The sequence below is a fragment of the Virgibacillus proomii genome, from assembly GCF_018916875.1.
GTDB classification, from domain to species: Bacteria; Bacillota; Bacilli; order Bacillales; family Amphibacillaceae; genus Virgibacillus; species Virgibacillus proomii_B.
On sequence record NZ_JAHLNO010000007.1, the window covers coordinates 13,277 to 26,693 of the forward strand.

13 protein-coding genes and 1 pseudogene are annotated in these 13,417 nt (G+C 33.9%); 6 read left to right on the forward strand and 8 right to left on the reverse strand.

The annotated features are described in order from the left end of the window. Nucleotides 1-161: 161 nt before the first annotated feature. Both acsA and KQI21_RS04565 read right to left on the reverse strand, forming a co-directional pair. The gene (gene acsA / locus KQI21_RS04560) at nt 162-1,877 is read right to left on the reverse strand and encodes an acetate--CoA ligase (protein WP_216482854.1); all 1,716 of its coding nucleotides are present in this window, start codon (nt 1,875-1,877) and stop codon (nt 162-164) included. A gap of 336 nt (nt 1,878-2,213) precedes the next feature. After that, a complete protein-coding gene (locus KQI21_RS04565; protein WP_216482855.1) occupies nt 2,214-3,449 on the reverse strand; it encodes a dicarboxylate/amino acid:cation symporter in 1,236 nt (411 codons plus the stop codon). Between the two features lie 850 nt (nt 3,450-4,299). On the opposite strand from KQI21_RS04565, the gene KQI21_RS04570 reads away from it, so the two are divergent. Further along, a complete protein-coding gene (locus KQI21_RS04570) occupies nt 4,300-4,551 on the forward strand; it encodes a hypothetical protein (RefSeq protein WP_216482856.1) in 252 nt (83 codons plus the stop codon). 323 nt (nt 4,552-4,874) lie between these two features. Here the strand turns inward: KQI21_RS04570 and KQI21_RS04575 are convergent, their stop codons facing one another. After that, nucleotides 4,875-5,978 carry an MGDG synthase family glycosyltransferase gene (locus KQI21_RS04575; RefSeq protein WP_216482857.1) on the reverse strand — a complete coding sequence of 368 codons (1,104 nt, stop codon included), beginning with the start codon at nt 5,976-5,978 and terminating at the stop codon, nt 4,875-4,877. Between the two features lie 191 nt (nt 5,979-6,169). Between KQI21_RS04575 and KQI21_RS04580 the strand changes: the two genes are divergently transcribed. Next, the gene (locus tag KQI21_RS04580) at nt 6,170-6,595 is read left to right on the forward strand and encodes a YkoP family protein (protein WP_216482858.1); all 426 of its coding nucleotides are present in this window, start codon (nt 6,170-6,172) and stop codon (nt 6,593-6,595) included. A 186-nt stretch (nt 6,596-6,781) separates the two neighbouring features. Then, nucleotides 6,782-7,588 (forward strand): annotated as a pseudogene (locus tag KQI21_RS04585) (metallophosphoesterase). A 353-nt stretch (nt 7,589-7,941) separates the two neighbouring features. Here the strand turns inward: KQI21_RS04585 and KQI21_RS04590 are convergent. Next, nucleotides 7,942-8,205 (reverse strand): hypothetical protein, encoded by a 264-nt coding sequence (locus KQI21_RS04590; RefSeq protein ID WP_216482859.1) that lies wholly within the window; start codon nt 8,203-8,205, stop codon nt 7,942-7,944. Nucleotides 8,206-8,391: 186 nt separating this feature from the next. On the opposite strand from KQI21_RS04590, the gene KQI21_RS04595 reads away from it, so the two are divergent. Together KQI21_RS04595 and KQI21_RS04600 are read left to right on the forward strand one after the other, a co-directional pair. Next, a complete protein-coding gene (locus KQI21_RS04595; RefSeq protein WP_253291298.1) occupies nt 8,392-9,120 on the forward strand; it encodes an endonuclease/exonuclease/phosphatase family protein in 729 nt (242 codons plus the stop codon). 84 nt (nt 9,121-9,204) lie between these two features. Beyond that, complete coding sequence (locus KQI21_RS04600; RefSeq protein WP_216482861.1) at nt 9,205-10,674, forward strand: alkaline phosphatase family protein; 1,470 nt, start codon at nt 9,205-9,207, stop codon at nt 10,672-10,674. Here KQI21_RS04600 and KQI21_RS04605 read toward each other — a convergent pair whose 3' ends face one another. From KQI21_RS04605 to KQI21_RS04615, 4 genes are all read right to left on the reverse strand, one after another. After that, nucleotides 10,675-11,568, reverse strand: coding sequence for a diacylglycerol/lipid kinase family protein (locus tag KQI21_RS04605; RefSeq protein WP_309245501.1), 894 nt, complete (start codon nt 11,566-11,568; stop codon nt 10,675-10,677). Between the two features lie 72 nt (nt 11,569-11,640). Next, nucleotides 11,641-11,847 carry a diacylglycerol kinase family protein gene (locus tag KQI21_RS15995; protein ID WP_253291299.1) on the reverse strand — a complete coding sequence of 69 codons (207 nt, stop codon included), beginning with the start codon at nt 11,845-11,847 and terminating at the stop codon, nt 11,641-11,643. Further along, a complete protein-coding gene (locus tag KQI21_RS04610) occupies nt 11,844-12,413 on the reverse strand; it encodes a YegS/Rv2252/BmrU family lipid kinase (protein WP_253291300.1) in 570 nt (189 codons plus the stop codon). The genes KQI21_RS15995 and KQI21_RS04610 overlap by 4 nt, the downstream gene beginning before the upstream one ends. 377 nt (nt 12,414-12,790) lie before the next feature. Further along, nucleotides 12,791-12,997 (reverse strand): hypothetical protein, encoded by a 207-nt coding sequence (locus KQI21_RS04615; protein WP_216482863.1) that lies wholly within the window; start codon nt 12,995-12,997, stop codon nt 12,791-12,793. 195 nt (nt 12,998-13,192) lie between these two features. Here KQI21_RS04615 and KQI21_RS04620 point away from each other — a divergent pair, with 195 nt between their 5' ends. Then, on the forward strand, nt 13,193-13,336 hold the full coding sequence (locus KQI21_RS04620) for a hypothetical protein (RefSeq protein ID WP_216482864.1): 144 nt from the start codon (nt 13,193-13,195) through the stop codon (nt 13,334-13,336). The last annotated feature ends 81 nt before the right edge of the window (nt 13,337-13,417 follow it).

Consider the following 13,417-nt stretch of genomic DNA (forward strand, 5'->3'; position numbering starts at 1 on the left):
TCAAAAAATGTCCACGTTGTAAAAACCCAGTAACAAAACGCCAACCTCTATCCTAGAACAGCCAGCTTTTAGTTCCTTATACAATTTTACAACTAAACATATAAGCAAAAACGAGACAACACCGGCGGCAAAAGCTTGGTGGTTGCCTCGTTTTCCTTCAATTATGCTTCTAAAGTAGAAGTATCTCCAGTTGGTAATCCAAGTTCCCATGATTTTAATAAACGTCGCATAATTTTACCACTGCGTGTTTTAGGAATCGTATCTCTTACTTCCAATTCACGCGGAGCCGCATGAGCACTTAATCCTGTTCTAACAAATTGCCGGATTTCTTCCCGCAGATCTTCTGAATTCTCATAACCATCATTTAAGGTAATAAACGCCTTAATTATTTCTCCTCGCTCCGGATGAGGCTTTCCAATAACGCCAGCTTCAGCCACAGCCGGATGTTCAATTAATTTACTCTCTACTTCAAACGGTCCGACACGTTCACCTGATGTAATAATCACATCATCTACACGTCCTTGGAACCAGAAATAACCATCTTCATCTTGATAAGCACTGTCACCGGAAATATACCAGTCTTTAATAAAGTAGCTTTCATATTTTCCAGGATTATTCCAGATTGTCCGCATCATTGCCGGCCATCCCTTTTTAATCGCTAAATTACCCATTTGATAGGGTTCTAATTCATTTCCTTCATTATCAACAATACTTGCCTCAACACCCGGTATAGGTTTACCCATAGATCCAGAGCGTATTTCTAGGGAAGGAAAGTTAACAATTAGTTGTGCACCCGTTTCTGTCATCCACCATGTATCATGAATTCGCAAATTAAATGCGTTCAAACCCCACATAAATACTTCTGGATTTAATGGCTCACCAACACTTAGAATATGACGTAAGGACGAAAGATCGTATTGTTTTACCATGGCCTCGCCTACACTTGCTAACTTACGCAAAGCTGTTGGGGCTGTATACCAAACAGTCACGTTATGCTTTTCTATCGTTCCATACCAATCATCTGGTGTAAATCTGCCTCCACGAACAACATTGGTTACTCCATGTAACCAAGGAGCGAAAATTCCATAACTCGTTCCGGTAACCCAACCTGGATCAGCTGTACACCAATATACATCATCTTCTTTTAAATCCAACACCCATTTTCCTGTAATATAATGCTGAATCATCGCATGATGTACATGATAAACACCTTTTGGCTTTCCAGTAGAACCAGAAGTATAATGAAGCAGCATCCCATCTTCCAAATCCACCCACTCTATTTTTGTTTCACTCGACGCCGCTTCCATTTCTTGCTTATAATCAATATATTTGTCTTCTGTTTCTCCAAGTTCACTAACAAGTATAATTTTTTCTAAATCAGGCAAATCACTCTGAGGTACACGATACAATAGTTCTGGAGTTGTAATCAGCATTTTTGCTGCACTATCTTGAAGCCGGTCTCGAACCGCTTGTTCCATAAATGCTTCAAATAAAGGTCCAGCAATTGCACCAACCTTTAAAATTCCAAGGAATGAAATATAGAATTCCGGACTTCTAGGCATAAATAGAAAAACTCGATCCCCTTTATTAATTCCATACTTTCGAAGTACATTGGCAAACTTATTACTTCCATTGCGAAGATCGTTAAATGTAAGATTTTCTTCACGGTCAGGAGAAGAATATAATAATGCGATCTGATCACTTTTATCAGGATTTTCAGCGTGCCGATCGATTGCTTCATATGCCATATTTACGTTGCCTGTTTCATGCCACGAAAACTTTTCATTTACTTGATCCCAAGAAAACGTTTCTCTCATTTTTTCATAGTCTTGGAGATTAAAATTCCCTTCTTTAGCAGGTATTTTTTTTACTTTCATCCAATCACCTCGTATTAAGAATTGATATCGGTTACAATGGGAGTCAATCTTTTTGGTTGTTCCCTCCAGACTTTTTCACTTGCAATGAGACCTTACATTTAAAACACCTTTTTAGATCTCACAAATGAAAACGCTTAATAAATAGTTAATTTAAAATGGTGAAAATTTTTTATTTAACTATTATTTAGTTTAGAATATTTTATGACAATTTTAAAGTAATATTTTTTAAAAAATATACAAAATGATCAGATTAATCTTGTTAAGAAGTCTTGTTTATTTTACAAATACAAATATGCATATATGAAACACGCCTAATATAGACGTGTTTTTATTAGGTTAAGCTGTTTGCTCAACTTGATTATCACTTTTTCGTTTTTCATCTTCTGAAATAATATATGCGCAAACGGCATCCCCAGTAATATTTAAAGAAGTACGTAGCATATCTAGTAATCTATCAACACCAATTATTAAGGCAATTCCATCAACTGGTAAGCCTACTTGCTTCAGAACCATCGCCAACATAATTAATCCCACACCAGGTACTCCAGCTGTTCCAATACTGGCAAGTGTAGCTGTTAAAACTACCATAAGCATTTGACTTAAACCTAACGGCTCAGCATAAACTTGAGCAATAAAGACCGTTGCAACAGCTTGCATAATTGCCGTACCATCCATATTTATCGTCGCTCCAAGCGGCTGTACAAAGCTGCTAATAGACTTTTTAACACCAAGTCTTTCTTGGGCCATTTTCATTGCAACCGGTAAAGCAGCATTTGAACTGGAAGTACTAAAAGCTACCGACATTGCGGGAAAAAACTGTTTATAAAAATTTATTGGACTTGCTTTTCCTAATACTTTAATAGCAATTCCATACGTGATTAAACCATGTAGTATAAGTGATAAAATGACCGCTACCATATACATAACCATCTGACCTAATGCGTCTAGTCCTGCTTCACCAACTGCTGAGGCAATTAGTGCAAACGCTCCATAAGGCGCCGTTTTCATGATCCCATTAACTAGAAATACTAATATATCATTTGCCTGCTCAAATAAGTTACGAATTCCTCTTGTTTTATTGCCAAGCGCTGCTAATGCCACACCAATAAATATAGCAAAAGCAATTATTTGTAACATATTTCCTGTGGACATCGCTTCAATTGGGTTTTTCGGAATAATTTGAACTAATGTGTCCATGATTGGTGGAGCTGCTGCTTCTTCATAGGATACATTGCTGGTATCAAATGTTCCTGCTTTACCAGGCTCTAACACAACCCCTATTCCAAGACCAATAACAAGAGCGATAGCAGTTGTAATTAAATAAAATGCAACTGTTTTAATTCCTATTTTCCCCAATTTAGATGGATCTCCTAACCCAACGGTTCCCAGCACGATGGAAACAAACACGATTGGTACTACGATCATCATAATCAAGCTTAAAAATATTTCTCCAACTGGGTTCAATGCATACGTATCAATTGCAGAAAATACATTATTAGGGACAAAGGTTAAACCAACACCTGCAACTACACCCAATATTAAGGCAATCAAAATTTTCTTGGTAAGACTCATAAGCATCGTCCTTTCTTGTTGTTTCGTTGTTATGATATAAGTTAAATTGGTTGTTAAAAGCAGTGGAAACAGAATGTTAGAAGAGGGCAAAAATTCTAACTACATAAAATTTTCGCTTAATATCCTGTAAAAAAACCTTATTAATTCGCATAGTATACATATACTGTGCATAATATTCTAACATTCACTTTTCCTTTTTTATCGATTTTTAAACAACCGTGGCATACGATTATAGTAGATAGTGGAATCAAGAAATGAAATAAATTGTAGTTTTTTGTAAAGGTTAGGACAATTTTTTAGAGTTGCTTTTCTATTTTAACACTTTCTTTGACGAATGAATAGACCTATTTTTTGGGGAATCTGTATTCTTCATAATAAACACACCTGTACTTTAAGTTATTAAAAGCTGCAAATTCGTTGATTTTACTTAATTTATAAGTATTAGTTCACAATTGATCATATCCATAAAAATTTTTTAGCTTTGTTAAGTTTCACGTGAAACTATGATATAGGTTACAGAAAATTTATTTAAATTGGCTAGGAAGAAAAGAATGATCACACATATACCTCTTATGGATATGCCGGCAAGAGAGTATCCAAGGAATATGAAATCATTAACTACTGAAGAACAAAAAGCTTTAGCAAGAGTAATTAGTAATACTATTTTATAACACACCATTATCCTGTCTTAGCTTGGATTTTGTTTTTATCATGAATTATCGTCGAGGGAAATTAGTTTAATAAAAATCAGTCATATTAATTTAGGGAGGAAATGTATTTATATCAATGATAGACCTCCTGTATACTTAACAGATCAGGATTTATTAATTCTTCAGAGATATGCAGAAGAATGGCGGAAATTAAAAATGTTGATAAAAAAACTTATCTATTCGTTACTATCGCACATACTTATAAAGATAAACCAGTTAGCAAAGGATTTATAAATCGATATGTAAAAGAACTTACTGGTCATACACCCAAGAAATTACGTATTTCTTGTTTTAGCGCTTTTTCAGCTATGTATGGATCACAGTATCTTATTGATGCTTTTGGATTATCATTAAAACAATCTTCAAGGTATGGAAAGACGAAGAATTTTTAGTTGAAAAAGAAATACGTGAACAACGAGAAGAGTTTTTAGAATATAGTACCAAGCTAAACTGTTGAAAATAACATTAGTGAATTCAAGAAATGGATCTCATTGATTAAATATATAATAAATTGTATATTCATGACTAATAAAGGAGGGAAGCCGGACAAGAGCCAAGATAGGCTAATCCCAGGGTAGAACAGACGGGTACACCTTAATCTTTTTTATTTCTGTGGACTTTTTATCAAAAACAGCTGGCATCTGGACTATACCTTCTTCTTTTTTACTCATAGTTCTAGTTTATCTTATTTTTAGTGTTCAAGCCTATGGATACATTATAATGACATTAATATTTTTTCTATTATTTTTGATGTATCATTTTTTTCAAGATACTTATCAAATTCCTCTAACCGTTCGTTGAAATCCGATAAACCGTTCATTAATATATCGGTTATCCTATCCTCTACGTTACTTGATGAATTCCAATTATCCAAATGAAATATTAACCCTTGACTTTTCAAATAGCTTAAATTGAATTCCTCTTGACCAGGTAACGCTTCACACACAAAGATAGGAAGCCTTTTCGATAGACATTCGGTAATCGTTACACCCCCAGGTTTCGAAATAATCGCATCTGCTTCATCGTATAATTGATTCATTTTTTCTTTTGAACTTAGATAAGGAAGTGGCTTAATTTGTGGATTGTTTAGACGCTCTATATATTGAAACAATATTTCGTTTTTTCCACAAAGTACTTTATATTGAATAGAACCTGAGGGATTTAAAGTTTGCAGCAGTTGCTGAATAGAACCAGCACCCATATTACCTCCACTTATCAAAATATTTAATTGATCATTACTTCTAGAAGTTTTCTTTTCCTTTCTGAATACTGAATCAATGGGGATTCCTGTTACAAAGATTTGATCCGGTTTTATTCCTTGCATTACCAACTTCTGCTTGATGTGTAAACTTGGTACAAAATGATAGTTGATATGTTCAACTCCCCACAAATCATTTATAAAGTAATCGGTGTAAACATTAATAACTGGTCCACTCCATAAATTCTCTTTTTTCAAATGGTTTAGAAGGTAAGATGGTAGAGCATGCGTACAAATAATTACATCTGGTTTGATTTGTTTAATTAAATCTCTAATTTTTTTCAAAAATAAGACTTCATAGATGTAATAACGTTTTTTGCTTTGCTTTCCTTTTACTACAGCTTTATAAATTTTGCTATAGACTCCTGGAAGTTTATAAATACATTTTAAATAGATGGAGGAAGTGAACGTTTCTACCTTGCCATAGCAATGTGATAAAATTTCAACTTTTTCACAATTGTAATCATTTGATGATTGATGTAATTGATTTTTTATAGTGTCAGCAACTTGATGATGTCCTGAAGGGATTTGTAAAAAAGGCATAAATAAAATCCTGTACATCTCACTTTCGTCTCCTTTTAGTTTTAGTTTGTGAAACAAAAGAATTTTGATTCCTTATACCTGATTTTCCCAGTAATAGTTGAACATCGACTAATTAATAATAAAACTGTCACTTATATCATCTTGAGGGGTAATAGAATGAGTATTAACTTTAGAAAAACTCGATCCAATTTATTTCCATTTGGACAATTATGCGTGTCCGTTTAACAAAGTACAAAGGAAGAAAAGTAACGTCGGATGGTACAGAAATTAATAAAAATGATTTGCTTCTAAAAATTCATTTGCATAATATTAAAATATTAGGGCAAATCCAAGATTACGATAGTGAAGTTAGAAGAGCTTTAGCGATTTATAAGACTGTACAGGAATCACTCCCGGAAATTTCCCATTATATTCAAATAAAAGGGTATACGAATAAGATCAAGGGGTTAATTGGTATTACAATACTGCATAAAGGATGTAAGAAATTAGGGTTTGAAATTTATCCTATTCATAACCGATACCACAAACTGTTTAAACAAGTAGCTCTTTTACCTATTCATTTATTATCAAGCAATAAAATAAACAAAAAAATACCATCCCCTTTATTTATTCATGTCAAAGGATGGGCTATTTGACAAATATGAGAGGGTTTAATGAAGCGCTAATCCCGTATTGAAAGACAGTAAGACGCTAATTTTGAGGGAATAGTCAAACTGCGAATCTTCAACTAATATTCTGTAGAGAAAAGTACCCTAGAATGAACTTCCACCTCTTTATCCGTATATTACAACTAAAAATTCCACCTAAACTCTATTATAATGATGGAGAGGAGGGGAAAAGATGATATATTAAATGATCGCAATTTTTACTCTCCATCAACTAATACCACTTCATTACGCATACTTCATATTTCTGATATACATATTGAAAATATATCAATTACACCAGAACAGTTATTTACGAATTTGAAAGATCGACCAATTGATCTTATTGCCTTGACAGGGGATTTCCTCGATCGAAAACGAAGCATTCCAAAGCTTGTTCCTTATTTAGAAGCTCTAAATAAGTTGAACCCTGTTATGGGTCCTATGTTTTTTTCGGCAATCATGATTATGTTTTACGCGATTCAAATTTTAATCAGTTAAAAGAATTATTAAATAAACATGGATTTAAAACGATGCAAAATGAGCATGAAAGTTAGAGATTGACGGGAAACGTTTAAATATCATTGAGATTGATGATTTTAGCACAAATCGTAGTAACATAGATAAATCCTATAAGAAAATACAAAAAGGCTACAATCTAATTCTAATCCATGACCCGTTCTCACCATGCTAGACCATCATTTTGACTACCTTTTGTCTGGCCATCTTCATGGTGGACAAATACATTGCCCTAAACCATATCACCTTGTAAAAATGGGGAAATTAGTTCGAATGAACATGGTCAAAGGATTGCATTACCACGATGGTCAACCATTTTATATAAGTGAAGGACTAGGTCAAACAGGGGTAAACATACGAGTTGGAAGCCGTACAGAAATTACCTACCACGATTTGCAACTACATGCCAAGGTAGAAGAGAATAACGTAGAATTAAAAGAAGTTACAATAGAGGCTGGGACATAAGCAAATACTAAATAGCAAAAACCGAACAATTCATTTATAATTGTTCGGTTTGTTTGTGTTAAAAAAATTCCTATCATCGCTACGTCAAACTATTTCGCTTTCCGCGGGCACGGCCTCAGCTTCCTCGGAAAGCAAAGATCGCTTTCCTGCGGGATCTTCAGCTCGAGCTATTCCCGAGAGGAGTCTACATATTTTGACTACGCTAAAAACTTGCGTATACACAAGGACGATTTATTGTTCGTTTTTTAATCAGCTGTTTTAGTTATGTCCCAGCCTCTTTTATAATGTGTTTTAAATGGATGGTAACACCTGAAGAGACGTGATAAGTTACTTTCTATTTTAAAACTGGCCATTTACTGCATATTTTGATTATTATCTCCCATTAAATTACTTGCACCTTGCTGCAATTCATTCGTTAATTGTTGACTATTTTGGTTGTCCATCATATTCTGTAATGGTTTGGTTAATTGTTGAACGTTTTGATTGTTTAGCGTATTCGAAATAGTTTTAGGTAAATTTTGAAAGGTTCCATTTTGAATTCCTCTTGTAATCCCATAAATAACAGCTCCAGCAGCTCCAATTGTAAGCAGTGAAGTTATCATGCCACGGTTATTCATCGCATTCACCATCCTTCATACATTGTTATAAATTTGATTCTAAGATTCCTTTTAGAATCGGTTTTAGTTTTTATAAGTCGGTTAAAAAATATTCGGTCCTATGTTTTCCATATTTCCGTATCTATATGAAGTGATTGGGTAAAATGATGAATAATTACTTTCATTCAAATGAGGAGGTGCGCTTTTTTGATACTTAAGGTTATGACGTATAACATTCACCATGGTGTGGGTACGGATAAACAACTGGATTTGTCAAGAATTGCTGAAGTAATCGAAAAAAGTGATGCGGATATTATTGGCCTTAATGAAGTCGATAAACATTTTTCGAAGCGAAGCAACTATGAGGATCAAATCAGCTTTCTTGCCAATGAATTACATATGAACAAGGCTTTTGCTCCATCTGTTTCTTTAAAAACGAACGCGTCATCCTCCTCGAAAAGACAGTATGGAAATGCACTTTTGTCCAGATATCCAATCATTTATCAAGAGGTTTTTCATTTTAATTTTATTTCAGGCCTTGTTGAAGGAAGATCACTTTTGGATACATCAGTTGAAATAAATAATAAGCCGATAAAGGTTTATGTCACCCATTTGAGTGTTAATCCCTATCTTCATCATCTACAAACCAGTTACATGAAGCAAGTTATTCATAAAAAGTCTCAGCCGGTAGTCATGATGGGAGATTGGAATATGAGACCTGGATCAAGAGGGTGGAAGAAAATTCATCATACATACAAGGACGTATGGTATGAAACGAATCACAGACGTGGATACACATTTCCTTCTCACCATCCAAGATTAAGATTGGACTATATTTTTGTTAACCGAAAAATGGAGATTATCGAAGCAGAAGTCGTGAAACATCTACCACAAGCTTCTGATCACCTACCATTAAGAGCCCAGCTTCGTATTTAAGTGTTATTTTATCAAGTTTTTCTAAATATTTTTTTCCAAGTGTTCCATAATAAGAAAAAACTTCTGTTGAAAGGATAATTAAATATGACTTCAAAAGAATCACAACAAAAAAGAGTTATTCTCCTTATGATTGATACCTTGATAGATGATTCCATTCAAGCATCTGTAGAAAGAGATAAGGTTCCTGCTTTAAAATTTTTTATGGAACATGGGTATTATTACCCGAATGTTGTTAGTCCTTTTCCTACGATGTCTGTGAACGTTGACAGTACATTGTTAACAGGTGTATATTGTGATAAACATAAAGTTCCAGGATTAGTTTGGTTTAATAAAAAAGAAAACAGAATTGTGAATTATGGTAGCAGCAGTATAGAAATGTTTAAACTTGGAATCAGGCAAACCGTTTTAGATACGTTTTATAATTTAAATCACGAACATTTAAGCAGAGAAAAACTCACTATTCATGAGTCATTAAAAGAGAAGGGATATCAAACGGCATCTATAAATACACTATTATACAGAGGAAGTAAGAAACACAAATTGAAAATTCCATTCGTTTTATCTTACTTAACAGTTATGGATAAAGAATTAACTACGAATGTACCTGATATTTTTTCATATGGATTACTTGCTAAACGAACTTCCTCAGCTAAGAATTTGTTTGCTCTAAAAAAGTACGGGTTTAACGACAAGTTTTCCGTAAATGAATTGAATCATCTTATTAGTAATGATAATCTACCGCCTTTTACCCTTGTTTATCTTCCCGATTTTGATCAGCGTGTACATAAAAACGGGAGAACAGATATAAAAGGGCTTCAGAAAGTAGACAAACAATTACAGCGAATTTTAAATGAGTTTGATTCGTGGGAGGAGGCACTTGAAAATAATATTTGGATTATCCTTGGTGATAATGGCCAAGCAACGATAAAGAAAGATCGGAAAAAGGCTTTAATTCATTTACAAGAGCTATTAGCAGATTATCAAATTGTGAAGTTGAAAAGAGGTGTCACCTCTGAAGATGATATTGTACTTGGGGTTAATGAAAGAATGACTTATATATATTCTCTTCAACCAGAAAAGGTTCCTTTAGCAGACATTGTAAGCCGATTGAAGCAAGATAAACGAATAGACGTCATTGCCTTTCAAAACGGGAAAAAAATAACTGTTTTGTCAGGGATATATGATGGAGAACTTCATTTTCATCCAGATGGGGATCTTACGGATGATTATGGACAATCCTGGTTTATTGAGGGAAATTATGAGTTATTAAATATAGAAATTCGCAATAAAAAACTCATCTATAAGGATTATCCAGACCCGTTAGCAAGATTGTATGCTTCCCTTCATTCACATGATGGGAATTATATCGTGGCAAGCGCAAAACCTGGCTATGAATTTAAAGGGGAGGGTTCTCCGACTCACGTTGGCGGTGCTAGTCACGGAGGATTGCATAAACAGGATTCACTAGTTTCCATCATTATCTGCGGAACAAATTCCACCCCTAAATATTTACGAACGGTAGATTTGAAAGAATGGATTGAGTCATTAGTTTAGCTATAGAACAAATAGAGTAGATGGAGATATCATAATTTTAAAAGGAGTTTCCCCTATGATTTCTCCATCTCCATGTGCTGTCATCGGTGTATTGGACATAATTTTTAACTGTTTTGCTTTTAGTATGGTAACAGATGGATGAGTTACGTGTTTTCCTTTGAAAACAGAAGGAAATATCCGTAAAAGCTGCCATCTTGATATTTCTTTCACAATACAAATATCAAAAAGCTGATCGTCATTTTTTGCGTTAGGGCAAATCATCATTCCTCCTGCATAAAATGGTGAATTTGCAATGGCGATTAACCATACATTTTGATGTTTAGCAAGCTTTTGATCAATCTCCAAGTCGATATTTGTCGGCTTATAGTAAAATAAAACCTTCAGTACATTAATGATATAGGAGATACTGCCCATTCCCGCTAAATTCAGGATTTTTTTGTTTTGAGATTGATTGGTCTGCTGGGCTACTTGTCCATCAAAACCAATTCCCACAATTGTAGCAAAGAACTTATTGTTAATATTACCAACATCGATGATTTTTTGTTCCCCTTTTAGGACCCTTTCCAATGCTCTTTCATATTGGAGTGGGATACCCATTCCTCGGCAAAAATCATTTCCTGAACCTGCAGGAATAATTCCCAGTGGGATCTTAGAACCTACTAGTCCATTAATGATTTCATGTACCGTGCCATCTCCGCCAACCGCAATAATCGCTTTTACATCTTTTTTTTGTATGATTTCCTTTACTAATTCTGTTGCATGATGTGGACGTTCCGTAATAAATACATCAAAATCAATTTGGTTTTCTTGAAGTAAATTTTTGATTCGATACCAGATTTTTAAGGCCCTGCCACTTCCTGAAAGTTTATTCACAATAAAATAATACAATTTCATCACCTATTCTTTTAGATTAATTTTTAACAAATATATCCTTTATTTTTCATAAATATACTAATCTTCTTTGAGTTATTCTTCCTCTGGTGTGAATACATGAAGATAATTTGGAAGAACCTCAAATTCCATACTGTATACATCCACTTGATCTCCATCCAGATTTACAAATAAGTTATCAGGAATGGAGAAAGATGCTGAATGAACCTTGTAATAATTTAAAGGTGCAACGGTTTCGGTAAGATGAAGCATTTTAGCGAGTAAGGCAAAAAGTAGTTTCAATCGATTCGTATTTTTGCATGTAAGAAGGTGGAAATAACCATCATTAAGGTGTGTTGTCGTATTTTTATAAAGTAAATACTATAAGCTAATTCACCAAAGTAAGATTTAAGTAAAGGTGAAGTTTTATATGTAATATCTGTTAGCCAACCGGCTGCTGCAATGTTAGCATAATATTGGTTGCCAAACTTTCCGATATCAATACTTTTGGTTTTCCCTTTTTCGATAACGGATACGGCTTTTTCGATGTTAGAAGGAATACCAATGAATTTTGCAAATTCATTACTTGTCCCAAATGGGAATATCCCGACAGTCGGTCTATATTCCTGTTCCGCTAAATGCTGTAGTGTATCGTTAATTGTACCGTCTCCACCGGCAATAAAGATGGCATCCCAATTGTTTTCACATGCTTCTTGAATGGCATTTCCATTTTGTTTCATTTCGATAGAAGAGTGAACAGTAATTTCATAGCCTATATCATTCAGTTTTTTTATTAGCATATCGGTATATTTATGATTCTTCTTCTTACCTGAAACGGGATTGTAAATCATTAATGCTTGTTTATTCATCGTAACACCTCATTTACTATGACTCTAAACTTGTTTCAAGTTCCCTGCTCCTGTTCATAAGACCAGTCCATTTATTGAGGCAGATTGGTCTTGTCTTTCATCTAATTCTTCAAAAATGGTACTTGTATTTTTACTTAAATGCTCCTGATTTAAGTTATAAACATTGTCTTCCAGGACTTGGGCTCTACACCAAGTTTGAAATTTTCCATTGCACTACTTCCATAGTTCACTAAACGATTTTCCTCTGCATTGTACCAGACAAGTGCCGGGATTCGATGCTGATCAGCGTAAGTTCCTGTTAAAAGGGAGCTTGTCAATTGTTACTGACATGGTAGGATACGAACTTACAATTTGAGGAAAATACTGTCCATGTTCAGCTAAAAATGAGCTCGCCCTTCTTCCATGGCTTTTTGCAAAGGTTCATCCATAAGGGTATCGATAAGTAAAAATACAACAGGTTTAGAAGAAGAGGTAATAGTTAGATCCTCTAAATCATTTGTTGGCGTAGAAAAACCATACCAGTTAATCCGGCTAAAATCAGAGCTAAACCTATAAGCATTATAACTAATTTTTTCATCATACAACTATCATCCTTTTAGGAGATTTTCTATCGTTCAAATCTCTAATAGTATGGTTAAGAATTGTATTTTTTATTTATCGACTTACAGAAACTTAAATTATATGTATATAAAAAATCATTTTTGTGTAAATTATTAAAGATTGGACATCGAACATCTATGTAAATAAATACTTATAAGGAAGGAGTCTTTAATAAGAAAATGATTCAATTTGTTAAGAGGATTGCTGCAAACGTAAATCAAATGATTGTAGCGTTAATTGAATTTGATTATGATGAGGCTTTGAAAGAAATGGAAGAGAAAAGTATTAATCAAGAAAATCCTTATTTAAATGATGAAAAGTAAGGATTTTCACTTTATAGTCAAATCTTAAATAATTAGAAGTTCATTTGAAAACATACTGTTAATTAGTTGGTAAAGGAACGA

Bases quoted from the DNA above. Each gene is read 5' to 3' on its own strand.
- acsA (WP_216482854.1), bottom strand. From the start codon at position 1,877: ATGAAAGTAAAAAAAATACCTGCTAAAGAAGGGAATTTTAATCTCCAA.
- KQI21_RS04570 (WP_216482856.1), top strand. From the start codon at position 4,300: ATGGCGGAAATTAAAAATGTTGATAAAAAAACTTATCTATTCGTTACT.
- KQI21_RS04600 (WP_216482861.1), top strand. From the start codon at position 9,205: ATGACTTCAAAAGAATCACAACAAAAAAGAGTTATTCTCCTTATGATT.
- KQI21_RS04575 (WP_216482857.1), bottom strand. From the start codon at position 5,978: ATGTACAGGATTTTATTTATGCCTTTTTTACAAATCCCTTCAGGACAT.
- KQI21_RS04580 (WP_216482858.1), top strand. From the start codon at position 6,170: ATGCGTGTCCGTTTAACAAAGTACAAAGGAAGAAAAGTAACGTCGGAT.
- KQI21_RS04565 (WP_216482855.1), bottom strand. From the start codon at position 3,449: ATGAGTCTTACCAAGAAAATTTTGATTGCCTTAATATTGGGTGTAGTT.
- KQI21_RS04605 (WP_309245501.1), bottom strand. From the start codon at position 11,568: ATGAAATTGTATTATTTTATTGTGAATAAACTTTCAGGAAGTGGCAGG.
- KQI21_RS04590 (WP_216482859.1), bottom strand. From the start codon at position 8,205: ATGAATAACCGTGGCATGATAACTTCACTGCTTACAATTGGAGCTGCT.
- KQI21_RS04610 (WP_253291300.1), bottom strand. From the start codon at position 12,413: ATGAATAAACAAGCATTAATGATTTACAATCCCGTTTCAGGTAAGAAG.
- KQI21_RS04620 (WP_216482864.1), top strand. From the start codon at position 13,193: ATGATTCAATTTGTTAAGAGGATTGCTGCAAACGTAAATCAAATGATT.